This is a genomic window from Aerococcus sp. HMSC23C02 (assembly GCF_001806805.1).
In the GTDB taxonomy this organism is placed as follows: Bacteria; Bacillota; Bacilli; order Lactobacillales; family Aerococcaceae; genus Aerococcus; species Aerococcus sanguinicola.
The window spans coordinates 284,519-311,491 of the sequence record NZ_KV786044.1; the positions used below are offsets into that span (position 1 = coordinate 284,519).

Here is a 26,973-nt window from a genome sequence, read left to right on the forward strand (position 1 = left end):
AAGGGCAGCTTGACCGGCTGGCTAGCCCTTGCTTACTCAAATAAAGGCATGAATAGAGCGCATCTGCTGACTAGTTCAGTCAAGATGCGCTTGATTCTTATCAAATGGCGTTTTGAAATAAAAGTCTAGCTTCTGTAGAGGCTCAACTATTCCAGTGTTTTAGAGCTTTTGATTTTTCTTCCGCTCGCTGCTAGAAATCTTTAGTGTCCGGATCAGGAGCCTCTGTTAGGTCCTTGATTTGGTCGATTTGTTGAATTTCTTCTGGGCTGAGTTCGATATCAAAGACCTGGTAGTTGGCCAGGATATGCTCGGGGGACTTGGAGCGTGGAAGGGGGAGGAAGTCGTGGGCTAAGGACCAGGCCAGGGCAATTTGAGCGACGGAAGACGCATGCTTGTCGGCAATGGCTTGGAGTTCTTGGTTGTCAAAAATTTCCCCGCTCCCTAAAGGACTATAGGCTTCCAAGAGAATATCATGGTTCCGGCAATAGGCGACCAGGTCGTCCTGGCTCAGTCCAGGGGCGAGTTTGATTTGGTTGACTAGGGGTTTGATTTCAGCGGTTTGGAACAAGACGTCTAGATGTTTTTCCAGGAAGTTTGAGACACCAATCGCCTTGGCCTTGCCTTCGCGGTAGAGGGTCTCCAGAGCCCGCCAGACTTCGCGGTTACGCGCTTCGAAACCTGGCTCTTGGCGGAAAGCTTTTGGATTGGGCCAGTGGATGAGTAAGAGGTCCACATAGTTCGTTTGTAATTTATTGAGCGATTCTTCAAAGGAGGCCAGGGTATCTTCATAGCCGCCCTTGTCGTTCCAAATCTTAGTGGTGAGGAAGATCTCTTCGCGGGGGACATCGCTCTCTTGAATAGCTTGACCAACGCCTGCTTCATTGCCGTAAGTTTGGGCGGTATCGATGTGACGGTAGCCTGCGTTGAGGGCATTCTTGACGGCTCGGATGACTGGCTCGCCATCTTCTAGCTGCCAGGTACCGAAGCCGATTTTAGGGATAGATCGACCGTTTGCTAATTGATAAGTTTCCATTAGGGGTCACTCCTCTTCTGTCAGTATAAGCCTATGATAACAAGAAGACCCAGCTAAGGGTAGTGAAAGCCCTTCAAAACTTCTTGGCTAAGCTTGATCGCTTTTAGTCGAGGGCCTAAGCATTGAGTCTCTTCTCCAAATGTGGGATAATGGCTAGTGACGATAATGTATTTCGACAAGGAGGAAAGAAAATGGCAAAAGTTGAAAGTTTTGAACTCGACCATGATGCAGTCAAGGCCCCTTATGTCCGCCTCGCTGGACGGGAAGAAGGGGCCAAGGGAGATGTCATCACTAAATTTGATATCCGCTTGACCCAACCTAACCACGAAGCCGTACCAACCGCGGCCCTACACACTATTGAACACATGTCGGCAGGTCTCATCCGCGACTATGTAGACGGGGTGATCGACCTCTCGCCAATGGGGTGCCGGACAGGCTTCTACCTACTCGTTTGGGGGGAAAAGACGCCTGAAGAGATTGCGGTGGCCTTCACCAAGGTCCTCAGAGACATCGTGGATTCCACATGGGATGATGTCCAAGGGGTCGAACGTAAAGGCTGTGGCAACTACAAGGACCATTCCTTGTTCGGAGCTCAAGAATGGGCCAAGCATATCCTTGACCAAGGTTTCTCTAAGGATCCCTTTGAACGTCAAGTGGTTGAAGTGACCGAATAAAAGTGAGACGCTTTGCATTTGATCGTTAAAAAAGTCTGAAAGCCAGTATCTTAGGGCTTTCAGACTTTTCTTATGTGTGGATTAAAGGGGGAAATGGTCGGTAAAGAAGTTGACCATGCTTTTGATGGTTTCGACGCGAACGAGATGGCCTTCATCTTCGGCTTGGAAGTGCAGCTTTAATTGGGGGTTGGCTTGGACGAAAGTTGCTGCTTCCTGGAAGGGAATCCGGTCGTCTTGCCGGCCGTGCCAGATGAAGAGAGGGCGGTTGCCCAGCTGGTTGGCTTGGATGGACAGATCATAATCCTCGAGCCAGCCGAGTAAGGTCTTGGCGTCTTTGGGGAAATAGCGCCCAGCTTCCCTGGCATGGCGGGCAATGCCTTGGGCGTAGTGGACAGGCATGGGGCTTCCCATCAAGCAGGCAGCGGCTTGGATCTCGGGGTGCTGGCAGAGGAGGGCGCAGGTCGTGATGCCGCCCATGGAAACGCCGGCTACTGCTAAGCGGTCGTCAGCCAGCCCCAGCTGTTGGAAGTGGTCCACAATGAAGCCAAATTCAAAGAGGTTAGCCTGGATACTCTGCCAGAAGGTCATGGAGGGGATCTTGGAGTACTTACGGTAGCGTTCCCCGTGGTTCTCGGCGTCAGGCAAGAGAGCCCGGTAACCCGCTTTGGCCAGGCGCCGGCCAGCTGTCAGGTTGAGCTCTTTACGCGATTGCCAGCCGTGGTAGTAGACCACTAGGGGCAGGCAGTCGTTTTTGCGGTCTTCTTGGACGAGTTCTAGGAGGGGCACCTGGCCCAGGAGCCGACGTCGGATGGTAATCTTCACTAATATCGGTCCTTTCTATCGATTAGATGATTGACATGATGGAAGTAACAAAAAATTCATAAAGAAATAGAAAATAATGATGAGAAGTCATAAAAAAGTAACAATTAGGCGTTACAATATAGCCATACCCAAAAGGTTAGTTGAACTAACCATATTCTTCATACCTCTCCTTCTTATAAAACGAGAAGAGATGGAAAAAGTGCCGCATTTGCAGGCACTTTTTTTATTGAGTTCTGTAATTAACCATAATTGAAGAGCATCCGTTTCGCTTGTGAATTTGGACGCTAATCTTATTGGTAAACGCTGAAGCCTTTTTTGTCGTAAAGGCTGTCTTTGTCTTCGGAAACGCTGTCTTGGCCCTTGCCGAAGACTAAGGCACCCTTGAAGGTCCAGTGGTCTGGGATGGCCCACTTGCTGGTGTCTTGTTGGCGTGGGTGGTGGAGGCTAGCGTCTAAGCCGAGATCAGTCAGAGCAAGCCAGCTCAATACGGCAGCAATGCCATGGTTTTCACCGGAATAGCGGTCAGCTAAGGATTCGTCGATGGCATACTTATCGGTCAGGCTGTAGACATGGTTGCGGTCTTCGAAGAAGAGTACGGTGCCCTTAGCCTGGCCCAATTTTTCGTAGCGGTCGGCATAGTCAGGATTCAGGCGGGTGACAGCTTCCCAATAGGATTGGCTTTCCCCATCGAGGAGGACAGCGACACGAGGCGTCTGTTCGCCAAAAGCCATAGGAGCTTCGTCCAGGGCTGTCTTCAGGGCTTGGCTGATTTCATCGTTTGATACGTCAACATCCGCACTGAGTTCACGGTGGGAACGACGCTTGTGAAGTAAGTCTTGGTAAGTCATCTTAAAACATCCTTTCTCATCTGCAATATGAATTACCTTCATTGTAGCAAGGGGAAGGCAAAGAAGCAAAATTTAGGCCTTCATATTTTTTGATAAAAAACGCCCAAGCTTGTGAGTTCTAGGCGAAATTATGCTATGATGGGGTGGATTATTCCAATACTAGGAAGAAAGGAATCGATTATGGCTAAAGTAAAGCGACAAGCACCTGTCAAAAAGAATGCCAACTATGATTTAACCATTGAAGACTTGACCTATGAAGGCCTAGGAGTGGCTAAGGTCGATGGCTACCCCGTCTTCGTCCATGATGCCTTGCCTGGCGAAAAATGCTCAGCTCGGATTGTCAAGGTCCTTAAGAAATTCGCCTTTGCGATTGTGAAAGATCGCTACCAGACCTCTCCCGACCGCGTGCCCCTGCGCGATAAGGATGGCTTGCGGACGGGGACCATGCCCCTCCAACACCTGGCCTACCCTGCCCAACTGGCCTTCAAGCGCCAACAGGTCATTAACTCCCTCCATAAATTTGGCCTCGACCAAGGCCTCGAGGTGAAAGAAACTCTTGGGATGGAAGAGCCCTGGGCCTATCGCAATAAGGCTCAAGTCCCCGTAGCAGGCGAGCCAGGCCAGCTCTATACCGGCTTCTACAAACGCCGGTCCCATGAGATTGTGCCGATTAAGGATTATCAGATCCAACTCAAGGGGATTGATGAGACCCTGCAGGCCGTCATTCAGATCCTTAACCGCTATCAGATTACTGCCTACGACGAAAAAGCCCACCGTGGCCTCCTCCGCTTCCTGGGTGTCCGCCAGGGCGAGCATACGGGTGAAATCATGGTTATCCTCATTGTCAATGGCCAGTCCTTGCCCCATGAAGAAGCGATTGTCGAAGATATCCGCCGGGAAGTTCCCCACTTGGTTAGCCTAGTCCTCAACAGCAATCAAGAGCGCACCAATGTTATTATGGGGAAGGAGAGTCGAGTCCTCTATGGTGAAGACCGCTACCACGACCAGATCTTGGGCTTAGACTTTGCCATTTCTAGCCAGAGTTTCTTCCAGGTCAACACTAGCCAGGCCGAGAAACTCTACCAAGCCGCTCTTGATGCCGCCGAACTCCAGGGGGACGAACAGGTCATGGATGCCTATTGCGGGATTGGCTCCATCTCCCTCTGCCTCGCCCAAAAGGCCCAGCATGTCTATGGGGTCGAAATTGTTGAAGACGCGATCACCATGGCCCGGGAAAACGCAGCCGCCAATGGCCTCAACAATACCAGCTTCCAAGCCGGAGACGCAGGTGACGTCATGCCAGCCTGGGTCAAGGCCGGCATCCCTTGCGATGTCCTGGTCGTTGACCCGCCACGCAAGGGCTTGAGTGAAAGCTTCATTGAGTCTTCCCTAAAACTTGAAGCAGACCGGATCGTCTACGTCTCCTGCAATCCCGCCAGCCTAGCCCGCGACTTGGACAAATACACCCAGGCAGGTTATCAGATCCAATCTGTCCAACCCGTCGATCTCTTCCCACAGACTACCCATGTTGAGTGCGTGGTATTGATTGAAAAAGAGGGGCTATAAACAGCATAATATCGAGGTTTTTGAGGGGTTGCGCCTTCTTGGGGACCTCGCTTTTTGGTTTTTAGAGGAGAAAATGAGTGGAATCTGATAAAATGAAGGTGAGCGTATTGGAAAACTGGTCGACTAGAAAACGCTGTTGTGACGCCATTTTTATTTCTACACATAAGGCCGGCTTTATCCTCTATGATAACTAGCCTACTTAAATAGCTAGCGTAAAGCCAAAGAATAGATATTTATCCTTAAGTAAGTACTTTGAATGTTCGAAATTCAAAGAGAGACAGAGAAACTTTGATGGATGTGAAATGACTTTCTATACTTATCTTGCGAGGAGAAATAAATGATGCTGATGAAAAACAATCCAATATCATTTAAAAAGCGCATGAAAGAATTGTTTTTTGATTATTTACTTGTTCTTTTGTATTTATCATTATTATTTGGAGTAACCCTGGTGATTTATCACCTTTCTTATAACGGAATTCCGAAAATGAATGAGCTACAGACGCAAGTCATTGCTTTATTGACATCAGTTATTCCGATCATTTTGATTTTTTCTTATTTGGATTATTCAAAAGATGGTAGTATTGGTCAACGGCGCATACTCAAGTACAGAATCAATAGAAATCGATTGAAAAGATAAAAGCTGAAATTTAAAGGAGCGATTGATTTGGATAAAAATAAAAATGGGGTAAGTATTCGGTCAAGTGCCGCAGAATATTTGACTTATGTTGCTTCTGTTGGTGACCAAGAGGACAGCATTGAGATGCGCTATGAAGATGAGAATATCTGGCTGACACAAAAGATGATGGCAACGTTGTATGACGTGGATGTTCGAACAATAAATTATCATGTCAAAAAGGTATTTAGCGATAGCGAATTACAAGAGAATTCAGTTATCCGAAAATTTCGGATAACTGCTGCTGATGGGAAAAACTACAATACTAATCATTATTCTCTGGAGATGATTATTGCAGTAGGTTTTAAAGTCAATTCTGAGCGTGCGGTACAGTTTCGTAAATGGGTAAATCAGATTGCAAAAGACTACACCATCAAGGGCTGGGTTATGGATGATGAGCGATTGAAACGAGGCACCTATCTGACGGATAAGTACTTTGATGAGCAGTTAGAGCGAATTCGTGAAATCCGTGCAAGCGAGAGGAAATTCTATCAGAAAATAACGGATATTTATGCCACAGCAATCGATTATGACAAGACTTCCCAAAGAACAAAAAGGTTTTACGCAACGGTTCAGAATAAAATGCATTTTGCAGTCCATGGTCATACGGCTGCTGAATTGATTGTAGAACGTGCTGACCACCAAAAAGAACATATGGGACTTACAACTTGGGGAGATGGTCCGAACGGTAAAATTAAGAAAAGTGATGTGGCGGTTGCTAAAAACTATTTAAGTGAAAATGAGTTGCACCAGCTAAATCGTATGGTTACTGCCTATTTGGATTTCGCTGAGAATATGACTTTAAGACATATTCCTCTTACGATGGAAGATTGGGAAAAACGATTGAACACTTTTATAGAAATGTTTGATTATGGTATTTTGCAGGATGCAGGTAAAGTTTCTGCTGAAATTGCTAAGCTTCATGCAGAGACGGAGTTTGAGAAATATCGTGTCATTCAAGACAGATTGTTTATGTCAGATTTTGATAAATATCTGCTGGAATTAGAAGAAGACACAAATAAATAATGGATATGCGAAGATATATTAACTCTCTAAATGTTACTTATCCCCAAAATGCCCCACTACGTTTTGAAATCAGGGAACGTAGTGGAATCTGGTACTTTGAATATAACGGAAAATCATTTTAATACAAGAGCCGAGCTAAATTTTTGTTATTTCCAACCATACTTTAGTCCTGACACACCAAAATCAATCCATAGCTTATACCCGACACATGTGGAATCGGTTGTCTTATTGACGAAGGGGTAGAAAATCTTCTCTTCATGAAAGCCTGCGATGAGCTCCAGAAATGGGGCTTTTTTCTTAGATGGAGAAGATGGTGGAGAAATCAAAGTCAACAAGTCCAGTACATATACTCAAAGCAAGAAAGCATCTAAAAAGCGAACATTTTTCAAAAACGTGTTCCAAAAGTCAGGCATGACATCCACTTCACGAACTATGTCCAATCGTTTACCAACGATTTCCCATAGTTCGTTCCAGTGGTTCAGGCCTGATCGACTTTTATCACACTCTCCATTAGATTAAATATTCCCATTGTCTTGATGCGTGTAGAATGCGATGAATAAATACGGTATGTCGACTGTCATCAATGCTATAGAAGATGCGATAGTTTTTGTAGCCTGTGTAAGGATAGCCCTTGCTAGCTAGGTAATCATCTCTGACGAGTTGAAATTTTTCAGGCATAAAAGCTAATTGTTCCATAGCTTCTTCAATACCGTTAAGAAATTTATTAGCTGTGTGAGGAGAAGTTAAGTCAGTTTGAATATAGCGAACGATTTCTTTGAGGTCAGCCTGGGCCGAAGCAGTGACCTCAATCCAATAATCAGTCATGGTCTAACTCTTTTTTAAATCATTCATGACATCCTTGAGCGGCTTCGTGCGTCCTGTGGCGACATCCTGCTCACTAGCTTTTAATGAGGTATAAAGTTCATGCTTGCCAACGACTTGTTCGTAAGCCTGAATACTCATCACAGCCAAATCGCCACGACCATTTTTAGTGATAAAAAACGGAGAATTGCTTTCCTTACAAAAGTTAGAAATATCATTGTCGTTATTTCTTAAATCAGTGCTCAATTGAATTTTTGGCATTTCGGTCATCCTTAGTTAAGGGATGGCTAAGATAATATGTTCTTGCTGACGGCCAAGCTCTCAAGAATATTTTAAAATTTTTGAGAAAAGATGAACGGGATATAGTAAAATTGAGGGAACTTTATGTTGAAGCTGGTTGTGGGCTTTAGGCCGATAGGAGCAGACAGATAGGGAGAGGATCCCTTATAAGAAAAGAGGCGAAATTGATGAAGCGATTAAAGAAGATAGGTCTCGGAGTTTTGATGAGTGTGATTGTTTTGTTTGCATTCATTCTGATCGTGAGAAAGTTTAATGATTATAGCTATAAAAACACAAGTACACCGTCAACAGGCCAGTACTACCGTGATGTCACTAATATTGACCTCTATCCGACAGCTATTAAGGGGGTAGATGTGAATTATATTGATGAAGGTCGATTACAGGGCTTTCGGTTGACGCCTCAACAAAAAAAGCACAAGGGTGTGGTGATATGTTTCGGGGGATCTGAAGGAAGTCCGAATTTTGAAATGGCCCAAAGACTCTCTCAAGAAGGCTATGAGACATTCGCTCTCTTTATGTATGGGATGAACAATCAAGAGAAATCATTGGTAAGAATTCCCTTGGAGCAATTTGAAGATGTGCTGGCTTATCTCGATAAGACTGTCATTGATAAAGGACCAATTAGTGTTATTGGGGCATCTAAAGGAGCTGAATATGCGCTTAACTTAGCCAGTAAATATCCTGAAATCTCCAACTTGGTCTTAATCGCCCCAGCGAGCTATAATTTTTCTGGATTAGACTTTGAAAATTATGGCTCATCTTGGACATATGAGGATGAAGAACTGCCCTACATTGATATTAGAAAGACTTCCTTCCGTTCATTTTTAACAAAAGTGATCCTTCCGTCTATTGTAAAAGCGCCTATCAGTTATAAAGAGACCTATACAAGTGCAGTAGAACAGGATCCTCTAAATAAGCAAAAAATGATTCCCGTTAAAGACGTGAAAGCCAACATCTTGATGATTGCTGGAGAAGAAGACGCTATGTGGGATAGCGCAAAAATGGCTAGTGAAATTAAACAACGGTGCCCTGGCGCTGAGTTAATCAGCTATAAAGATGCAGGCCATGTGTTTGCCGGTAATGGAATATTGGATACAGGGGCGATGAGAATTAGGACTGGCGGATCTCTTGAAGGAAATCAGCAAGCACAAAAGGATTCAGACCAAGCGATTGATAAATTCCTAACAGAGCACCATAGAAAGTAGTTTAGCCCAATGATGCAGCAATAGTGGATTAGCTAAGCTTTATAGCATTAATTGAAAAGATGAGCTCCTGAAATGGGGCTTTTTCATTTGGGAGCTTCCGAATCTAACACTGCTCCAGTTGTTTGTTATAAATGATTAAACAGAAAGTGACTTGCATATGCCAATACATTGTTATGAAATAGTTTTAAAAGAGAGGAGCGATTTTATGGCAAAGACAGCAAATTTGTATGTTCGAATGGACCCAGAATTAAAGGAGCAGGCAGAGTATATCTTGAATTCACTTGGCCTACCACCATCAAGTGCTTTTACCATGTTTTATAAACAAGTCGTTTTGCAACAAGGCTTACCTTTTGATGTCAAGCTTTCTTATAGAGCACCATTTGATAGTCATTCATTGACTAAAGATGAATTGCATAAAGAGCTAGAAAAGGGCTATCAGTCAATCTTAGCGGGTGATGTCAGACCGGTAGAAGCGTCCTTTGCTTCTCTGCATAAGGAATTTGATCAATGAGCTATTTAGTCTCTATTTCTCGCGAAGCAGAAGAAGATTTGCGAGGGATTTACGCTCATATTGCCTTCGATCTTTTATCATCAGAAAGTACAAAAAGCCAAGTCACTAGAATCGATAAAGTGCCTTGATCAATTTCCAATGCGGTATCCTATCATAGATTTCGAGCCATAGAAAAGCAGGGGCTTGCATGTTGTGCCTTGCGATCATTTTCTTATTTATTATTTTGTGGAGGAAGATGCCCATAATGTCTTAATTTCGCGTATCTTATATGGGAGAAGAAATATCGAAAATGCCTTAGGCGAGAATGATTGAGGCCTATACCAAGATGAAAAAATTTGTTATAATATAGTTAACTTAAGAAATCCGAGGTAAAAGGACATGGTAATTTTAATCTAAGCATCTGAGCAAAAAACTTCCTAATCATAAAGGGAGTAGTATGCATTCAGACACTTGGTTAATCTAGTCATGTCTTTTTGTGTACGCATTTTTAGCTCACAGTGATTGATGATAGCAGTACCGAACTTAAAGGAGAGCTAAAGATGGAAATGATAAAATTATTACATGTTTCGAAAATAATTGCCGACCAGCGATTATTTCAAATTGATCAGTTAATAGCTAACCAAGGAGACAAGATTGGTCTTATAGGAAAGAATGGTGTGGGAAAATCAACCTTATTAAGCATCTTGGTTGGATTAGATGAGGACTTTACAGGACAAGTGTCTATTCATCCAAGTTATGCCTACCTTCCTCAGCTTAATAAAAGTACTAAGGAATCTGGGGGAGAGCAAGAGAAAAGAATGTTGGAGGAAGTTTTTAACAAAGGGACTGACCTCCTTATTCTCGATGAACCGACAGCCAATTTAGATAGTGAAAATATTGATTGGCTCATCCAAAAATTGAATAATTATCTAGGAACTCTTTTGCTGGTTTCCCATGATCGTCAACTATTAAACCAAGTAGTGGATCAGATCTGGGAACTTGACCAAGGCAAATTGACCAAATACGTAGGCAACTATGATGACTATCAGACAGCTAAAGAAAGAGCCATTAAAGGACAAGAAGTTGCTTATAAAAATTATCAGAAGAAAGTTCATCAATTAGAAAAAGAAATCCAGCAAAGAAATCTGCGGGCGCAAAATTTTAAAAAGAAGAAAAAGAATGTTTCCCGTTCAGATTATAAAGTCAGTGGCTATGCGGGAAAATATGATGGACAGGAAAAAGCCATCGCCAAATCTGCTAAAGCTTTGCAAAGAAGAATTGACCAGCTTGATCCTGTCAAAGGGCCTGAGAAAGAACGACACTATACCTTCAAAGCGGTTGGAAATTTGGCAGTTAAGCCGGGAAGAACTTTGCTCCACTTAGAAGCGGGCCAAGTCCATGTTGGTGAGCGTTTATTATTTGCATTTTCTGAATTTAAAATACAGACAGGGGACAAAGTAGCTATTCAGGGATGCAATCAAGCAGGGAAAACAAGTTTTATGCGTCAGCTATACCATCAGCAACTGTCAGGTTATTATATGGAAAATTTAAAGATCGGTTATTTTACCCAAAATTTTGATCAACTCCAGCTGAATAAAAGTATTCTTGAAAATGTAGGTCAAGATAGCTTACAAGCAGAGGATTTGATTCGTCTGGTCTTAGCTTCTTTGGGCTTCGATCAAAATAAATTGTTCAATCAGGTCAAGTGGCTATCAGGAGGTGAACGTGTCCGTTTGGCATTCGCTAAATTATTACTAGGCGACTACCACCTTTTATTGCTCGATGAACCGACGAATTATTTAGATATTGGTACCCTGGAAAAGGTTGAAGACTTTATCAGAAACCATCCTGCTGCTATTCTATTGGTTTCGCATGATCAGGAATTTGTCAACCATAGCGTGGCTAAGCAATACCTCATCAGAAATAAAAAATTGCTTAGCCCTGCCTATCAGGATAATATTTCGAATAAAGCGGAAAAAGAAATTAGTCGCTTAAATTTCCGACTAAATCGGATGATTGCTGATGCAGATGTAGATATAGAAGAGATTAGAAGTCTCCAGGATAAGATTAGAGCATTAAAAGCAGACCACCAGATGGATTAGGACAGCTTTTATTAACTGAATCTAGCTTAGCGTTTCTTAGGAGATATACAAGAGAAAACCATATTGAAATGCATGTCAAAAGGCCTAATGTATATACATTTAGATAGTCATTTGATAAAATAGGCTTGAGGAGGGGATAGTATGCAAACCAAACTTGCTCAATGGGGGAATTCAAAGGCGATCAGAATTCCATCAACTATAGTTAAACAACTCGATTTAAAGAATAACCAAGTGCTCTCACTCGAAATCAAAGATCAAAGCTTAGTGATTAAGCCTAAGGAAGCAGAGACGATTCAGGAATTATTTGCTGATTACAAGACATCTTTCACTTATGAAGAAGAGATGGATTGGGGGCCAGCAGTGGGAGAAGAGCTCGAATGGTGATGCGGCAGGGAGATATTTTTTATGTTAATTTTAATCCAAGTATCGGACACGAGCAGAGAAGTAGTCGCCCAGCTATTGTATTGAGTCATGATCTTATCTTCAAGACGAGTCGCATGGCAATCGTTGCGCCTATCTCAACAACTAAACGAAATTATCCAGCCTATTATGAGCTTCAAGAAACTGAACATATCAAGGGTAAAGTTCTTTTAGATCAATCAAAGGCTCTTGATCTTTATCACCGTCAAGTCAGTCAAGCAGATTTCATTGAACGAGCTAAGCCAAATGAATTTAAAGGTATTATTCATCGCTATAAATTGTTATTTGATCTGGTAGATGACTATCAATAGCTAGTTAAGAAAAATTTGTAGTACTTCCCAAAATCCAAGCTTTTTTGGGGCAGTCCACTACTTATAGCCTAAGCGATTAAAAGTAAAAATATGTCACTGAAACAAAAAATCAATCAAACTAGAGAAGGTGAAGAGATGTATTTAGATAGGGAACGCGTTTTTAGAAATATCCAGAAATTCCTTGACCAGCATGGTGGGGACTTCGATAGTATTGATGAAGCAATGGACTAGGCGATTGCCTTGCTTAATGCGGGCTTGTTGTCCTTTGATGAGGATGACACTAGTCGGGCGCAGGACTAATTTGAGGTCGCCATGTATACGGATGACGAGGATCAGCGGTCAGTCTGGTTAGAAGAAGCCCATGATCTCGATCCAGATAATTTGGATATTTATTGTGCTTGGGCGCTCGACCAATTCGAAGACTTTGAAGTCATACCGATGATCCAAGCCAAGGCTGATGCCTATTTCAAGGCCCACCGCCAGGATATTAAAGAATCCGGCTATAGTTTTGTGACTAATCGCCCCTATTTCCGCGCCCAAAATATCCTCTTAGATTGTTATACTAGAGGCTTATTTATGGAAGAAGCGGAAAAAATTGCCAAGCATATCCTCCGCTACAACCCTAATGATAATATGGGCGTCCGCTACAAGTTAATGGCGCTTTATGTTAATAGCTTCCAACATAAGAAAGTGAGGAACTTCTTCAAAAGATATCCCTCAGATGACCAGATGCTGGTCTATCTGGCGACTAGTCTGATTCTAGAAAGAGATTTCAATTTGGCTAAGCACCGGATCAAAGAATTGTATCAACTTAACCCGACAATTGTTGACTTCTTTGCGGATGAGGGATTTAATGAATATAAGGTCTATCTTTTATTACCGGAGGAGTCATACCGTCCTAATTCGAAGCAGACTTTGGCTATGGCCTTCCGTGAAATGTTCCCCCTCTATCTGCCATCCAGACTCTTGTATCTTCACTTCAGGGAAATCTTAAAGGAGATTGACTCGGATTATTTTGCAGATATAGAAGCTCGAAAGGAAAAGAATCGTTACGCTGATCGGAATGCGGAAAAACTCGCAGGAACAGGGATATTCACCAATATATCCAGCCAGTATGTGCGCCTCTTGCTAGCAGAAGGTCTAGAAACGCTTGAGGATTTCAAAGAAAAGATGGAAGTGGAAGTTTACTTGATTGATGGCATAGGCAAGGTTACCATCGATCGCTTGAAGGCCAATGGGGTACGTTTTAAAGAAGACTAAGCCAAATTTGTAGTTTTATTAAGAGAGTCCTTGGACGAAGGGGCTCTTTTTTCTTTGGCTTAGTGAAGGTCTAAGTGGCCGTCTAGGATTTGATGGTTGTTGGCGGTCTGCTTGGGCTGGATCCATTGACCGATAAAGTCCAAAAAAGCGTGGAGGACGGGATGGGGGTAGGTGTCGGACCGGTAGACGAGCTGGAGTTTGCGGAAGGTCTTGCCGGGCTGGATAGGGAGGTAGCTGAGCTGCTGGGATGGATACTGCAAGGAAATACTGGTGATGAGTGAGGCGTAGCGTCCGGTCTGAGTCAAGCGCAGGATAGAGGCGGCGTCATCAACGCTGATCTGGTGGTGGATGTGGACGCCCAAGTCGGCCAGAAATTGGTCGCTCTGCTGTCTAAAGGCGTAGTGGTCATGGAGACCCACAAAGGCTAAGTCTTCCAGGTCCTGGCGGTTGATTTGGTCTTTACTAAGAAGCGGATGAGAGGGAGCTAGGGCTAGGTAAAGCTCATCTTCGAGCAGAACTTGGCTGATTAATTCGGGGGCTTTGACAGGGCCTGATGTGACCGCGACATCCAATTGGTAGTGGGTCAGTTGGTGGAGGGCTGCTTCGTGGCTCAGGTCATATTGGCTGAGCGTCAGGCCCGGATAGCGCTCCAAAAAGTCGTGGATTAATTCGGGGAAGACATGTGGCAGGGTGATCGCAAGGGAGAGCTGACCTTCTTGGAGGGAGCGTTGATTCTTGACAATCGCTTGGCCCACTTGGAGCTGGTTACGAGCGCTTTGGCAATAGGCTTGGAAGGTCCTGCCTTGGTCGGTCAGGAAGATACGCCGGCCCCGGCGGTAGAAGAGGGGGACCTGGAGCTGGTCTTCCAAATCACGGATGGCCTGGCTGATGGCGGATTGGCTGACCTTAAGAGTCTTAGCTGCCTGGGTCATGTTTTCATATTTGGCTACTTCGAGGAAGTAAGAGAGCTTGTGGTTAAAGATAAGATCGCCTCCTGATAAGATAAACTTATTAAGTTATCGTTTATTCATAGTATTTATGATCAATTATATCACTTATAATAAAGATAAGTAATCTGAAGGAGTGATGATTTTGACGCAAAAAGTAGCAATAATCACCGGGGGAACGAGTGGTATTGGTTTGGCAACAGCTCAGAAGCTAAGTCAAGAAGGTTATCGCTTGGTCCTAGCCAGTGTGGACAAAGAAGAACAAGTCGAAGCAGCCTTAGAGAGCTTAGGACACACTGACTCGATCCTTCATGTGGCCTGTGACGTGTCCGACCCTAGTCAGTGCCAGGCAGCCGTTGACAAAGCTTTGGATGCTTTTGGACGCTTGGATGTCCTCGTCAATGTTGCAGGCATCACGGGAGAGCGTGGAGACTTCTTAGACTATGATTTATCGCTGATCAATCAAATTATTCAAATTAATTTGATGGGAACCATTAGTTTCTGCCAGGCAGCCGGTCAGAAGATGAAGGAAGCGGGCCAGGGTTGCATCATTAATGTAGGGTCGATCTGTTCTTTCCTTGCTAACGGTGAAAATATCGGTTACCACGCCAGTAAGGGTGGGGTGAAGATGGCCACTCAAGCCATTGCGAGAGAACTAGGGCCCCATGGCGTCCGCGTTCTTATGGTTTCCCCAGGCTGGGTGAATACCTCCATGATGAGGGGCGACCTTAAAGACTTTGGCGATAGCTTGCACATGAAAGAGCGGGTCATCGAGCCTGAAGAAGTTGCTAATGCTATCTACCTCCTCACCCTGCCAGAAGCCAGCGCGATCAATGGCACGAATGTGATGGTCGAAGATGGCTATACATCTTTTAAAGGGATTTTTTAAAGTATAAAGTCATTAAGATTTATTAGAAAGGGAGAAGCTCCAGCTTTGGGGCTTTTTCTTTTTACTGGCTAGCAATATTGGGCAATAGCTCCTGGCTATAGGCGGCTATATGCGATCGGTATTGGCAGAAAAAAGCTGGTTTGCTTATAATAAAGCTATTGAAAAGACTGGCAAGCTTGCCTAGGTACTGAGAAAGGGAGTAGCGAAAATGACGCAAAGTTCAAAACACTTCTTATTGGTCGGTTCCTTATTAAGGGATCCCGAATTATTAAAGTATCGCCAAGAAATTGAAACACGTGATGATATCACCTATCCATTCTATGAAGACTTCGAGGGTTATAAAGAAGTTGAAGACAAGGCAGTAGCCAAGGCTGTTCAAGCTCAAATTGACCACGGCCTGACTGAGGTTTCTGATGGGGAACAAGGGCGGTCGCTCTGGCATTTGGATTTTGCCTGGGGGCTGTCCGGTGTTCAGCGCTACATCAATGAAGTGGGCTATTTCTTCCACGAAGAAGGGGAAAAGGGACAAGCCAAATCCTTTGAGACCCGTAAGGACGTTGGTTTGGCTGTTAACGGTCCATTATCTGGAAAGAACCACCCTTTTATTGCCCAATACCAACGCCTCCAAGCCATTGTTAAAGCAAGCGGAGCTCATGTGAAGATTAAATTCACTATTCCAGCCCCTGCACAGATTTATTGTGAATTCTTATCTAACGATGTGGTGGGTGAAGGCAAGTACTATCATGATGATGCTAGCTTCAGAGCTGATTTAGTCCGCGCCTACCAAGAATTTGTCAAAGAATTCGCGGCAAACGGAGCAGAAATTTTACAGATGGATGATGCCATTTGGTCGGTCTTCGCCGGTGATGGGTCGGAAAATGCTAACCTATCCGCTTTAGATTTGTCAGGTGAAAATCGCCAGGCTCTCGCCCAAGCCGTAGTGGATATGAATAATGCAGTCACAGATTATGCCCATGAACTGGGGCTAAAAGTTTACACCCACAATTGCCGCGGCAACTATGCCTCACGCTCCAATGGTGAGGGGACTTATGAAGAAGTCGCCGATTATTTCTTGAGTCAACAACACTATGACCGTTACTTCTTAGAGTGGGATGACGACCGGGCAGGTTCCTTAGCCGCGCTAAAGGTTTTCGATGGAAAAGAAGGCGTGGAAGTGGTGCTCGGTGCCCTCTCTTCCAAGACTTCATCTTTAGATGATGAGGAACGTTGCTTAAAGCTATTAGAAGAAGCTAGCCAATACATCCCTAAAGACAAGCTCTACCTCTCCCACCAATGCGGATTTGCTTCCTGTGATGTCGGCAATGAACTGAACGAAGACCAACAATGGGCTAAGATCGACCAAGGCCAAGAGATTGCCAAAAAATTCTTTGGCGCATAAGATACAAGTTCAAAAAGCGAGAAATTCATCGGCGGATTTCTCGCTTTTTTAGTGGATTTCTAGTAGGTGGATGGAAGCCGGCCTTTCTGTATTATTTTGTACGGAAGCTCTTCGGCTATAGGGACCTGTATTGAAAATAAATAACGATTAAAAATCCCGGCTAGATGGATTGAGTGGACAGCTCACCGGTCTAGCTGGGATTTTTTTGTTGAAACTGGAGTCTTTTCTTGCCGTTCAGGATCTTATTGTGACCATTCAGGTAGGATCAGCTTTAGGGAGCAGAAATAATGCTATACTTCATTTGCAAGCCTACTCATCTAAACTAGAATTATAGCCCAAGCTATCATTAAAATTAAATGAGTTTTATATGATAAATATGCTAAAATAATAGCTATTGAAAACGAATGAAAGAAATGAGGAAATGAAATGGTAGGGCTTGGGACTGTGATTAATTGTGGTGGAATCTTACTCGGGGGTCTGGTTGGGGGCTTGGCAGGCAATCTGTTTAAGCCCAACCAGCAGGAGGCCCTTCAGAAGGCCTCTGGGGTGAGCGTGATCTTTATTGCCATTGCGGGAGCTATGGATGGGATGCTGACCTTGCAAGGAGGAGAGATTGTCAGTGGACGGTCAATGCTGGTGGTTCTCTGCCTGGCGCTCGGCAGCCTGATTGGCGAATTGATGGGGATCGACCAAGCTTTTGAGAAGTTTGGCCAATTCCTCCACAAGAAGTCGGGCAATGGCAGGGATCCCCTCTTTGTGGAAGCCTTTATTAGCGCTTCACTGACGGTTTCTATTGGGGCCATGGCTATTGTCGGTGCAATCCAGGATGGCCTCTTAGGGGACTATTCTATGCTGGCCATTAAGTCCGTTTTGGATGCCATAATCATTGCAGTGCTCACTTCTTCCATGGGCAAGGGGGCGGTTTTCTCCGTCATTCCGGTTCTAGTCCTGGAGGGCGGGGTGACCTTATTGGCCCGCTTACTGTCGCCGATTATGACCGACTTGGCCCTGGATTACCTCTCTCTGATCGGGTCCATCCTCATCTTCTGTATCGGAATCAACCTGCTATGGGATAAGAAGTTGAATGTCGCTAACATGCTGCCGGCGGTTTTCTTGGCGATTTTAGCCGCCTTCTTGCCCCTCTCATTCTAGCCATTCAGACGAGGCAGCTTGTTCTTGTCGCTATGATCAAATAATAAAAAAGGAGTCTAGCTATGAAAAAATTTAGTCAATGGGCACTTGTCCTATCAACTGGCTTGGTGCTTGCCGCCTGCCAGAACACAACCAAGCAATCAACAAACAATCAATCCTCCTCTGAGCCAGCTTCTGAGAAGGTCTCTTCGACTGCATCAAGCTCAAACAGTCAAGAAGCGTCTACAGCGTCTTCCAGTCAACAGACCTCCTCTAAGTCAGAAGCACCAGCTGTTAAGCCAGAGGTCGACAATATGATAGCTTACGGTCTGACCCTCCAGGAACTGGCCCAGGCTGAAGAGAACCGCCCAGATTACTTCGTCTTCTATGATATTGACGGCAATGGGGTGGATGAATTGCTGACGGCCACCGACTACGATGGCAAGCTCCAGTATAGCGACCTCTACTATCTAAAGGGTGGGCAAGAACCGACCCTACTGGCAAGAAATTACGCGGCTAGTGCAGGTGGCCTCCGTCAAGCCAGCGATATTTTTCAAGATGGGACGGTCTTGGATTCCTACCACTACTCTGCCCATGGAGAGGGTGAAGCTCAAATTCTCCGCATCAACCCTGAGACGCTGACAGAAGAGGTAGTCGAAGAGGGGACCTACTCGGTAGGGGATATCAGCACCCTAGATGACTTTGCCGGAGGTCGGACTCCCATCGATTATGACCAATTAGACTGGCAGCGGATTGACCAGGTCGTGCTGGCCGAATCAGCTGACCAAGCTGACGCAGCAAGTAGTTTTGACATGTCCGCTATTCTGGAAGGGGACTACTCGAGTCTGGTCGGAACTTGGCAGGATGGAAATGGCACAACTTTTGAATTTACTCCGGAAGATATTGTCTACGGTGACTTGACTATTTATAATAGCGAGGCTATGTCCGATGGCACGGTGAGACTAGGAATTGGTCCTAAGAGTGAATCCATAGCTGCAGGCGCCCTGCTTATCGTCATCCCCGCTGGACACACCCCTAATGGCCAGTCCAAGATTCCTGATACTTATGACGGATCTGACATGAGTCAGGACCGCTTATGGGCGGGACAGAGCCTAGACTTTAGGGATCCCAATGCCTTCTTTTATAAGGTGGATTGATCAAGACTATCGGCTAGGTGAATTTAACTTTTCTTGGTAAAATAGAGCTGGAAAGTTCGGACGCAGTTTTTGAGATCATGGTAGCGCTTAATGGGCATGGAAAGGATGGTTTTTATGCGCTTAGGGAAGGTTTTGAAACGGATTGGTCAGGACGAACGCTATACGGTCGAAAAGGATACAGGTTTAATTTATGCTAGGGTCAATGGCTATAGCCTCTTAGTGGACATGATGCACTTTGGCCAGCCGTACGATATTATATTTCATCTGACAAAGGATGGGCAGGCACCCGGCCGGCAGGAATTGATCCACCACCTGCCCAAGCATAAAAATTTACAGAATGTCAGAGTAGATGGGAATAAGGTCACTTACCAGGCTAGAACAGCTATGCTGGTTCAATCGACAGTGGATAGCTTGTTTGAGATAGTTGATTTAATCACTCAAGGCTTAGAAGAATTGGGATATGAAGAGATGGCTTAGTCAGTCAAGCAAAAAAGGAAATCATTAGCTGCTCTTGGCGCAATGATTTCCTTTTTTCTAATCTGATGACGAATAAAAGCTGCTAGCAAGAAAGTCCACTTAAGCCTTCAAGACTTTCTGGTAGAGTTGGCCATATCGTTCCGAGATCTTATCCCAGGAGAAGTCCTTTGAATGGTCGAGGGCGCGCTGGCAAAAGCCGGGATAGTCGGCGAGGATGACTTGGACATCGCGAACAAAGTCTTCGGGGCGGTCAGGGTTGAGGCTGGCGCCGACTTCATAATTAGGATAGTAGCTGTCGAAGCCTTCGCCTTTGGTATAGATGACAGGGAGGCCCTGGCTCATGGCTTCCACATAGACCAGGCCAAACGTTTCCCGTGAAGAGACTAGGGTAAAGATGTCCATCTGCCGGTAGAGGTCCCGCATCCCATCTTGGTCTTTGGGGCCGTGGTAGTTAACCAGGGGATGGTCTTTGACTTGGGCGAGGATGCTTTCATCCCAGGCCGGTCCAATGAGATGGAGTTCGGCTTCTTGGGCATTGTGATGGTAGTAGTCCACCAGGCGGATGAGCTTGGGGATCTGTTTTTCTTTTAAGAGTTTAGCCGTGCAAACAAAGCGCAGGGGCTGGTGGACTTCGGCTGTCTTGTCGGTGTAGCGGTTGGCGTGCCAGTAGTCGTCGATCCCATTGGCAATGACTTGGGTCTTGGCTGCAAGCTCATCCTGCATGCTTTGAGGAATGTATTTGGCGAAGACTTCCTGCCTGGAGTTCTCAGAGATAAAGACGACTTGTTCGGCGTCAGCAAGAATCTGTAAACCCAGCTTTCGCAGCCAGGGCATCTTCTGGAAGAAGGTCCGGATATCAGCGCTGCGGACTGCCACAATGTAGGGAATGTGATGGGTCAAGTAGACTTTGTGGGCCAGCCAACCATTGGAGAAGAGGGAGTGGGCGTGGACCAGGTCGAATTGGTCGAAGGCATAGCGGCGCTTGAGGTCTTTCCAGATCTTATAATGTTTGAGATGGAAGACATAGCGGTCCGCTTGGTGGAAGGCTTCGACAATCTGGCAGTAGTCACCTTTAGCGGCTAGACGGTCTTTGGGGAATTCTTTGGCAATGGGGACATAGACGTCGAGGTCCATCCCGGAAGCAACTTGCCGGTCGTAGAGGTTTTGGTAGAGTGGGGTAGTTGAATAGTAGGAGTTAATATGGAGGATATGCACAAAGCTTCTTCCTTTCTTATAAAATGAACAATTCTCTATTATTATAGCAAAAAGAACAAAAGCCTAACAGAAGATAAAAAAATTATAAAATTCCTTTTTTTCTAGGGGAGGGGGCTTAATTGAGAGGGCATTATGCTATAATTAGCCCTATATGAAGTAAATGTACTGGAAGAGGAGAGCGAATCAAATGAAAATAACAGTTGTCGGTGTCGGCTATGTGGGGTTAGCGAATGCGATCTTGCTTGCACAGAACCACCAAGTGACGGCACTGGATATCAATGAAAATGTGGTCAATATTATTAATTCGGGTAAGCCTCATATCAAAGATCCCGAAATGGAAGCCTATATGGCCCATAAAGACTTGGATCTGACCGCAACGACAGATTCTGACCAGGCCTATGCAGGGCCAGAACTCATTATTATTGCGGCACCAACCAATTATGATGAGGTGACCAATTCCTTTGATACCTCAGCTGTTGAAGCCGTTCTCGATGATATCTTAGCCCATGATACGGACTGCCCAATCGTGATTAAATCAACCATTCCGGTCGGTTATACCGAGCAGATCCGCGAAGAAAAGGCTTGCGATCGTATTATCTTCTCACCAGAATTCCTGCGTGAAGGTAAGGCCTTATACGATAACCTCTATCCATCACGAATTATCGTGGGCGATGAGGGTGAAGCGGGCCAACTCTTTGCCAAGCTCTTGATTGAAGGAGCAGAGAAGGAAGATATTCCGGTTCGCTTCATGGCGCCAACTGAGGCCGAAGCGGTTAAGCTCTTTGCTAACACTTACCTGGCCCTGCGTGTTTCCTTCTTTAACGAATTGGATACCTATGCGGAAGTGCGAGGCTTAGATTCCAAGTCTATTATTGAGGGGATTGGCTTAGATCCACGGATTGGTCTTCACTATAACAATCCTTCCTTTGGGTATGGGGGCTACTGCCTGCCTAAGGATACCAAGCAGATGTTGGCTAACTTTGAAGACATTCCCAATAACATTATCCGGGCCATTGTGGACGCCAACGATACCCGCAAGCAATTTATTGCGGATTCGGTGCTGCGCCGTCAGCCTGAAACGGTTGGGGTTTACCGCTTAACCATGAAGCAAGACTCTGATAATTTCCGCCAATCGGCTATCCAAGATGTCATGAAGAAATTACGCGGTGAAGGGGTCGAAGTGATCGTCTACGAACCTAGCCTGGCTGGAGACGATTTCCAAGGTTACCGCTTAGAAAATGACCTCCAAACTTTTAAAGATAAGTCCGACTTGATCATCTCCAACCGTCTTGCCAAAGACTTAGAAGATGTGACGGATAAGGTCTACACCCGCGATATCTATAACGAAAATTAAAGACTTTTATCACATCATGTGAGTGAGCATCCGTTTCGCTTTTGAATTTGATCCTTGAAAAGCCATGGCACCGGTTCGGGCCAAGGTCCCTCACCTAGCGAGCTTCAAAGGGCTAGTAAGGCTTACGCCAACTATCCCTAATTCACATCGCTTGCTTTTGTCACGGCTAAGGATCAACTTCAACGCTCTACTACTGCTCAAAGCTAACTTGTGCAAATTGTCTAGTTTAGTCATTAATAATAAATAGAGGAAAATTTAGTAAACTACACTACTTCCAAGTCGAGCGTTTTTTGCTTGGCTGGAAGTCTTTGTGTGCTTAGAAGGGAAATGAGGAAATCTGGCATGCCAAAAGACTCAGGCAAAGTCCGTCGCGTTCTCCACTTGATGAGTGGCTATGGCGGTGGCATTTCATCATTTATAAAGAATAAGGCGGAGGAAATGCCCCGCTATGGGATTGCCTTTGATGTGACGACCTATGACGAGTGTCCGGCAGACTTCCAAGCAGCCATTGAGGCGACTGGGGGCAAGCTTTATCCGCTCAGAAATCCGAAGAAAGAAGGTTTCAAGGCTTTTGAAGAGAGCTTAAACCAGGCCCTCGACCATAACGACTATGATGCCTTCTATTGCCATATCAATGGTTACCGGGCCCTTCCTTATTACTATCTCTGCCGGCGCCGGAGTCAGGCGCCTTTCTATATCCATGCCCATAATTCGCTCGATAACCAGGTCCCTAGCTTGAAAAACCGGGCCCAACAGTCCCTGTCCCAGGGCTTGAACCGCCGCCTGTCGGCTTGTCCGCTCGGCTGCGGTAAACGCGCTATCTGGGGCATCTTCGGCCCTGCCATTGATCTGGATGAGATGATGATCATCCCTAACAGTATTCATACGGACCGCTACCTGCGTTCCAATGCTTGGATTGACCAACAGAAGGCGCAGCTCAGGAAGGAGTATGCTTACCCAGCGGATACTCTTTTGATCGGACACATCGGCCGTTTAACAGCGGTTAAGAACCATGAGAAGAGCTTAGCCATTGCTCAGGCCATTAAGGACCAAGGCTGCAATGCCAAGCTCCTCATCATTGGGGCCGGTGAGCGGGACCAAGAGCTTAAGGAAGCTGTGCGCAAGCAGGGTCTGGAAGAGGTGGTAGATTTCACGGGCCGGATTAATCCGATTTCGGAATTTTATCCGCTTTTGGATGCTGTCCTCCTGCCTTCCTATTCCGAGGGCCTGCCGACAGTGGTGGTTGAGGCTCAAGCGCTGGGCATTCCTGTCTTAATGTCTGACCGGGTCACGGATGAAGTGGACCTCGGCTTGGACTTGGTATCTGCCTTGCCCCTTAGCGCTGGAGCTGAGGATTGGCTTGGTGAGATCTGCCAGCTGGCTGCTCAGGACCGGCCTAACCTGTGTGAGCGTGAGCAGGCGGTTGAAGCCAAGGCCTTCAGTAATGAAGCCTCGGCCCAGCTCTTTGTCGACTTTTTAGCGGGCAGGCGCCAGCATTTTAACTTTGAAGGGGGGCAATCTAGTGGCCATCTATAGTTTGATCTTACTTGCCAGTGTCTTTTTAGGCACGGAGCTATTGGCTATTCCGACTCCCTTTGCCCAGATGACCATCTATCGGCTCTTAGCGCTCGGCGTGCTTCCCCTGATTGCTTACCAGTCTCTGCTTAAGGGACCGAGCCTTAAGCTTAAGCGGCCTGGCTATGGCCTCTTCATGATTGGAGCCTATGTCTTTTGGTGGCTTTGGGCCCTCATCTCTGTACTCTGGGCCCGGGCTTTGGGTCCCTGGGCCCAGGCTGTCTTCCTTTTGACCATCGGTATTTCCAGTGTGGTCGCCCTCTATTTATGGACGGATAGCTTGCGCCAGTGGAAACGCTTAGTCCAGGCAGCCTGGTGGATGATGTCAGCCCTCTTAGTTTGGGGTTATTTTGAAATTATAACCAATATCTACTTATTTGCGGATATGGCCAAGCTGGATAAGTATGGGACCTTCGCCAGCCAGCCGCTGACCCGCCTGCCCATTACCCATTTCGAGAACCAAAACGACTACGCCACTATGCTCTTGGCTTATCTAGTTGTTACGGCCATCTTATTGCTCCGGTCGCGGGTGACTTGGCAAAAAATCGCCTATCTCCTGGCCATGGTCTTGGCGGAATATCTGATCTTTAGAAGTGGGTCGCGGATGAGCCTGCTCTGCTCCTTCTTATACTTCGGCCTAGTGGTCCTCCTGCAATTTAAGTGGGATCTGAAGCGTCGCCATTATGTTCTGGGCCTGCTTGCTCTGATCCTGGGATCGTTGGCCCTCTACTTGTGGGTACCGCCCGTCCAAGAAGCCCTAACTAGTTTGATTTATACAGGGAGTGAGGGCTATATTTCAGGAGATACCGGCCGGGTCAACCTCTGGCGGAATGGCCTGGTCTTTCTGGGGACGACCCTGGGCTTAGGCGTTGGAGCCGGTAATATTGAGACTTGGATGGCAGACTTCCCTCTCTTACCCACCAAGGGAATTGTCAATATGCACAATTGGTGGCTGGAAATTATGGTGGGCTATGGCCTTTTCGTCTTTTTAGCCTATGTCGTGGCCTATGCCCTCATGCTCTACCGGCTCAACCAGATTCGCTTAGTCCAGAGCCCCCAATGGCGCCAGGTGACCAACCAAGTGATGGCCTTTTTATTGGTCTTTATCCCGGCCAGTGTGACCAGTGCCAATAATATGTATATCGAATGGCATTGGGCATTCTTTGGCTTATTGATTAGCTACCTAGCCCTAGCAGAGAAGTCCCTAACGAATACAGAGAAAGAACGAGGTAGGATGTATGAGCTTAGCAACAATGATTAGTGAGTTGTGGCGTTTTTGTAAAGAAAATCTATTAAAAATTATCTTGGGTGCAGCTGTCTTGACAGCCCTGCTCTTCGGTTTGCGGGTGCTCTTGACCGACCATCCCGAAGAGAGTCTGAGCTCGGCGGCAGACCAAACAGTGCAGGCAGACGAAGCGACCCTAGAAGCGTCTAAGGAAGGGCTGAAAACGGCCTATAGCCAGGAACCCGCTGAGTTCCAGTTCAGCGCCTTAGTGGAAGACGGCAATGTCTTTAGTAATTCCTTCTTAATTGATGAATACCTGGCCCGTCCCGATATGGTCAAGAAAGCTGAAGAGAAGAGCGGGGTAAAGTTTGCGGATAGTCTGCAGGCTGAACAGAACTTAGGCCTCTATAAGAATGGTGATTTCCGCGGAGGATTAGCAGCTGTTCGCGATACCTCGAGTGGGGTGATTACCCTCCGTGTCCTCCTAGGAAAGACACCAGAAGAGAACAAGAAAATTGCCCAAGCCTATTATGATATTCTCCAGGAGCCCCTGCCCTTTACCCGCGACCTGAATCTGATCATGTTGGGCCGACCTGAAATTGGCGAACGCTTGGACCTGTCCCAGTATGAAATGGTGGCAACGCCAAATACCATCGCAAGTATTGTGGGGAGCAATTCCCTGCCACTGTGGCTCTTACTTGTTGCGGCTTATATCGTAGCCCTGCTGATAGTAGCCTTCCTGCTCTTTATCTGGCGGCTCTTCGATGGCAAGATTCGCTATGCCTTTGAATATGTTTGGGCCTTCGAGGATGAGCACCTACTGGCTAAGAACATGGATGAGGGCGTTCAACACTTCATCAACCAGCCTTACGGGAAGGACCGTCTCCTCTTAGCTGAGGAGGGTGGGCTCAATGCGCCCCTGGCTAGCCAGCAGACTTTAGAAGGCTTTAGCGGGCAAATGGATGAAATCGTCATCCTCCTGCAAGCTGGCCAGAGCCACAAGAAATGGTACCAGGCCCAATACCGCCTGGCTAAGCTCTACCATGTTCCGATTAAGATTGTGCATTTGATTCAAGCTTAAGGAGGTCATTATGCAAGACGACTTGGTTTCCATCGTGACGCCCGTTTATAAGGCGGAAAAATATTTGGCCCATACTATCGAGAGCGTCCAAGCCCAGGACTATGACAATTGGGAGATGCTCTTAGTGGATGACTGTAGCCCGGACCAGAGCGCTGAGATTATCAAGACCTACCAGGCTCAGGATGACCGGATCAAGTACCACAAGTTAGAGGAAAATAGCGGGGCGGCTGTGGCCAGGAACTGGGGCTTGGAGGCTGCCCAGGGACGTTATATTGCCTTCGTGGATAGCGATGACTACTGGACACCGGATAAATTGTCCAAGCAGCTAGCCTTTATGGACCGTGAAGCTTACGGTTTCACTTATACCAACTTCGCCCAAGTCAATGAGGCAGGGGAGGTCCTTAAAGAAAGAGCGGACTTGCCCCACAAGCTCGATTACGATGGCCTATTGAAGAATACGGCCATTGCTTGTTCAACAGTGATGATTGACCGCCAGCTGGTCGGTGACTTCCGAATGCCCCTGGTTCGTAAGGGCCAGGATACGGCGACTTGGTTGATGTTGATGCGGGAACGGGGCTGCCAGGCTTATCTCTTAGATGAGGTTCTCAACCACTACCGGCAAGTTCCCGGTTCGATTTCCTCTAATCGACTGGGGGCGCTCAAGCGGACTTGGCATACCTACCGTGAATTGGAAGGTCTCCCCCTCTGGAAGGCCTCCTATGTCTTTGCTTGCTATGTTTTTAACGCCATTAAGCGGCGAATTTAACAAATAAAGTCACAAGAAGCTTAACAAGTATGTTAAAATTCTTGTATGGCCCCGTAGCTCAGCGGATAGAGCATTCGTTTCCTAAACGATGTGTCGGAAGTTCGATTCTTCTCGGGGTCGTTTTTTTATGCCTTGAATCATGTGTAAAAAATGTTGATTGAAATGGTGCTATGAGCATACGTTCCGCTGTTGAATTTGGGCCTTG

General features: G+C 46.0%; 27 protein-coding genes and 1 tRNA gene. 21 read left to right on the forward strand and 7 right to left on the reverse strand.

Translation table 11 applies throughout. The annotated features are described in order from the left end of the window. Positions 1 to 190: 190 nt before the first annotated feature. Entirely contained in the window at positions 191 to 1,033 is an 843-nt protein-coding gene (locus tag HMPREF3090_RS05485) for an aldo/keto reductase (protein WP_067972728.1), read from the reverse strand. 191 nt (positions 1,034 to 1,224) lie between these two features. Between HMPREF3090_RS05485 and HMPREF3090_RS05490 the strand changes: the two genes are divergently transcribed. Continuing rightward, complete coding sequence (locus HMPREF3090_RS05490) at positions 1,225 to 1,707, forward strand: S-ribosylhomocysteine lyase (protein WP_070486105.1); 483 nt, start codon at positions 1,225 to 1,227, stop codon at positions 1,705 to 1,707. An 81-nt stretch (positions 1,708 to 1,788) separates the two neighbouring features. On the opposite strand, the gene HMPREF3090_RS05495 is transcribed toward HMPREF3090_RS05490, so the two are convergent. Together HMPREF3090_RS05495 and HMPREF3090_RS05500 are read right to left on the reverse strand one after the other, a co-directional pair. Beyond that, positions 1,789 to 2,529 carry an alpha/beta fold hydrolase gene (locus HMPREF3090_RS05495; protein ID WP_067972722.1) on the reverse strand — a complete coding sequence of 247 codons (741 nt, stop codon included), beginning with the start codon at positions 2,527 to 2,529 and terminating at the stop codon, positions 1,789 to 1,791. Positions 2,530 to 2,819: 290 nt separating this feature from the next. Next, positions 2,820 to 3,377: a nitroreductase family protein gene (locus HMPREF3090_RS05500; RefSeq protein ID WP_067972719.1), complete on the reverse strand. Its 558-nt coding sequence runs from the start codon at positions 3,375 to 3,377 to the stop codon at positions 2,820 to 2,822. A gap of 180 nt (positions 3,378 to 3,557) precedes the next feature. On the opposite strand from HMPREF3090_RS05500, the gene rlmD reads away from it, so the two are divergent. From rlmD to HMPREF3090_RS05515, 3 genes are all read left to right on the forward strand, one after another. Then, positions 3,558 to 4,943 (forward strand): 23S rRNA (uracil(1939)-C(5))-methyltransferase RlmD, encoded by a 1,386-nt coding sequence (gene rlmD / locus HMPREF3090_RS05505; protein ID WP_067972717.1) that lies wholly within the window; start codon positions 3,558 to 3,560, stop codon positions 4,941 to 4,943. Positions 4,944 to 5,280: 337 nt separating this feature from the next. Beyond that, a complete protein-coding gene (locus HMPREF3090_RS05510; protein ID WP_067972714.1) occupies positions 5,281 to 5,580 on the forward strand; it encodes a hypothetical protein in 300 nt (99 codons plus the stop codon). A 27-nt stretch (positions 5,581 to 5,607) separates the two neighbouring features. Continuing rightward, positions 5,608 to 6,642: a virulence RhuM family protein gene (locus HMPREF3090_RS05515; protein ID WP_067972711.1), complete on the forward strand. Its 1,035-nt coding sequence runs from the start codon at positions 5,608 to 5,610 to the stop codon at positions 6,640 to 6,642. A gap of 510 nt (positions 6,643 to 7,152) precedes the next feature. Here HMPREF3090_RS05515 and HMPREF3090_RS05520 read toward each other — a convergent pair. Continuing rightward, positions 7,153 to 7,467, reverse strand: coding sequence for a type II toxin-antitoxin system RelE/ParE family toxin (locus tag HMPREF3090_RS05520; RefSeq protein ID WP_067972708.1), 315 nt, complete (start codon positions 7,465 to 7,467; stop codon positions 7,153 to 7,155). Positions 7,468 to 7,470: 3 nt separating this feature from the next. Continuing rightward, entirely contained in the window at positions 7,471 to 7,725 is a 255-nt protein-coding gene (locus HMPREF3090_RS05525) for a prevent-host-death protein (protein WP_067972706.1), read from the reverse strand. A gap of 206 nt (positions 7,726 to 7,931) precedes the next feature. Between HMPREF3090_RS05525 and HMPREF3090_RS05530 the strand changes: the two genes are divergently transcribed. From HMPREF3090_RS05530 to HMPREF3090_RS05560, 6 genes are all read left to right on the forward strand, one after another. Then, on the forward strand, positions 7,932 to 8,969 hold the full coding sequence (locus tag HMPREF3090_RS05530) for an acyl-CoA thioester hydrolase/BAAT C-terminal domain-containing protein (RefSeq protein WP_067972702.1): 1,038 nt from the start codon (positions 7,932 to 7,934) through the stop codon (positions 8,967 to 8,969). 205 nt (positions 8,970 to 9,174) lie between these two features. Further along, positions 9,175 to 9,480 (forward strand): type II toxin-antitoxin system RelB/DinJ family antitoxin, encoded by a 306-nt coding sequence (locus HMPREF3090_RS05535; protein ID WP_067972700.1) that lies wholly within the window; start codon positions 9,175 to 9,177, stop codon positions 9,478 to 9,480. A gap of 539 nt (positions 9,481 to 10,019) precedes the next feature. Then, positions 10,020 to 11,561 carry a ribosomal protection-like ABC-F family protein gene (abc-f, locus tag HMPREF3090_RS05545; RefSeq protein ID WP_067972697.1) on the forward strand — a complete coding sequence of 514 codons (1,542 nt, stop codon included), beginning with the start codon at positions 10,020 to 10,022 and terminating at the stop codon, positions 11,559 to 11,561. 141 nt (positions 11,562 to 11,702) lie between these two features. Further along, entirely contained in the window at positions 11,703 to 11,945 is a 243-nt protein-coding gene (locus tag HMPREF3090_RS05550; RefSeq protein WP_067972694.1) for an AbrB/MazE/SpoVT family DNA-binding domain-containing protein, read from the forward strand. Next, positions 11,939 to 12,292 carry a type II toxin-antitoxin system PemK/MazF family toxin gene (locus HMPREF3090_RS05555; RefSeq protein ID WP_101603720.1) on the forward strand — a complete coding sequence of 118 codons (354 nt, stop codon included), beginning with the start codon at positions 11,939 to 11,941 and terminating at the stop codon, positions 12,290 to 12,292. The genes HMPREF3090_RS05550 and HMPREF3090_RS05555 overlap by 7 nt, the downstream gene beginning before the upstream one ends. A gap of 312 nt (positions 12,293 to 12,604) precedes the next feature. Further along, a complete protein-coding gene (locus tag HMPREF3090_RS05560) occupies positions 12,605 to 13,552 on the forward strand; it encodes a hypothetical protein (RefSeq protein ID WP_070486109.1) in 948 nt (315 codons plus the stop codon). Positions 13,553 to 13,611: 59 nt separating this feature from the next. On the opposite strand, the gene HMPREF3090_RS05565 is transcribed toward HMPREF3090_RS05560, so the two are convergent. Continuing rightward, entirely contained in the window at positions 13,612 to 14,556 is a 945-nt protein-coding gene (locus HMPREF3090_RS05565; RefSeq protein WP_306345448.1) for a LysR family transcriptional regulator, read from the reverse strand. 88 nt (positions 14,557 to 14,644) lie between these two features. Between HMPREF3090_RS05565 and HMPREF3090_RS05570 the strand changes: the two genes are divergently transcribed. From HMPREF3090_RS05570 to HMPREF3090_RS05590, 5 genes are all read left to right on the forward strand, one after another. After that, positions 14,645 to 15,388: an SDR family NAD(P)-dependent oxidoreductase gene (locus tag HMPREF3090_RS05570; RefSeq protein WP_230080827.1), complete on the forward strand. Its 744-nt coding sequence runs from the start codon at positions 14,645 to 14,647 to the stop codon at positions 15,386 to 15,388. 208 nt (positions 15,389 to 15,596) lie between these two features. Further along, a complete protein-coding gene (locus HMPREF3090_RS05575) occupies positions 15,597 to 16,787 on the forward strand; it encodes a uroporphyrinogen decarboxylase/cobalamine-independent methonine synthase family protein (RefSeq protein ID WP_067972682.1) in 1,191 nt (396 codons plus the stop codon). A 426-nt stretch (positions 16,788 to 17,213) separates the two neighbouring features. Beyond that, entirely contained in the window at positions 17,214 to 17,939 is a 726-nt protein-coding gene (locus HMPREF3090_RS05580; protein WP_067972680.1) for a DUF554 domain-containing protein, read from the forward strand. Positions 17,940 to 18,001: 62 nt separating this feature from the next. Then, positions 18,002 to 19,075 (forward strand): DUF6287 domain-containing protein, encoded by a 1,074-nt coding sequence (locus tag HMPREF3090_RS05585; protein ID WP_067972677.1) that lies wholly within the window; start codon positions 18,002 to 18,004, stop codon positions 19,073 to 19,075. Between the two features lie 114 nt (positions 19,076 to 19,189). Further along, positions 19,190 to 19,552, forward strand: a complete 363-nt coding sequence (locus HMPREF3090_RS05590; RefSeq protein WP_067972674.1) for a hypothetical protein — start codon at positions 19,190 to 19,192, stop codon at positions 19,550 to 19,552. A 99-nt stretch (positions 19,553 to 19,651) separates the two neighbouring features. Here HMPREF3090_RS05590 and HMPREF3090_RS05595 read toward each other — a convergent pair whose 3' ends face one another. Next, positions 19,652 to 20,767 (reverse strand): glycosyltransferase family 4 protein, encoded by a 1,116-nt coding sequence (locus HMPREF3090_RS05595; protein ID WP_070486111.1) that lies wholly within the window; start codon positions 20,765 to 20,767, stop codon positions 19,652 to 19,654. Between the two features lie 187 nt (positions 20,768 to 20,954). Here HMPREF3090_RS05595 and HMPREF3090_RS05600 point away from each other — a divergent pair, with 187 nt between their 5' ends. From HMPREF3090_RS05600 to HMPREF3090_RS05625, 6 genes are all read left to right on the forward strand, one after another. Continuing rightward, positions 20,955 to 22,121: a nucleotide sugar dehydrogenase gene (locus tag HMPREF3090_RS05600; protein WP_067972669.1), complete on the forward strand. Its 1,167-nt coding sequence runs from the start codon at positions 20,955 to 20,957 to the stop codon at positions 22,119 to 22,121. Positions 22,122 to 22,463: 342 nt separating this feature from the next. Next, positions 22,464 to 23,657, forward strand: a complete 1,194-nt coding sequence (locus HMPREF3090_RS05605; RefSeq protein ID WP_067972666.1) for a glycosyltransferase — start codon at positions 22,464 to 22,466, stop codon at positions 23,655 to 23,657. After that, on the forward strand, positions 23,644 to 24,957 hold the full coding sequence (locus tag HMPREF3090_RS05610; protein ID WP_230080828.1) for an O-antigen ligase family protein: 1,314 nt from the start codon (positions 23,644 to 23,646) through the stop codon (positions 24,955 to 24,957). Before HMPREF3090_RS05605 ends, HMPREF3090_RS05610 begins: the two co-directional genes overlap by 14 nt. After that, positions 24,950 to 26,002, forward strand: coding sequence for a hypothetical protein (locus HMPREF3090_RS05615; RefSeq protein WP_083272396.1), 1,053 nt, complete (start codon positions 24,950 to 24,952; stop codon positions 26,000 to 26,002). The genes HMPREF3090_RS05610 and HMPREF3090_RS05615 overlap by 8 nt, the downstream gene beginning before the upstream one ends. 10 nt (positions 26,003 to 26,012) lie before the next feature. After that, the gene (locus tag HMPREF3090_RS05620; protein WP_067972661.1) at positions 26,013 to 26,768 is read left to right on the forward strand and encodes a glycosyltransferase family 2 protein; all 756 of its coding nucleotides are present in this window, start codon (positions 26,013 to 26,015) and stop codon (positions 26,766 to 26,768) included. 47 nt (positions 26,769 to 26,815) lie between these two features. After that, a tRNA-Arg gene (locus HMPREF3090_RS05625) sits at positions 26,816 to 26,888 on the forward strand. The last annotated feature ends 85 nt before the right edge of the window (positions 26,889 to 26,973 follow it).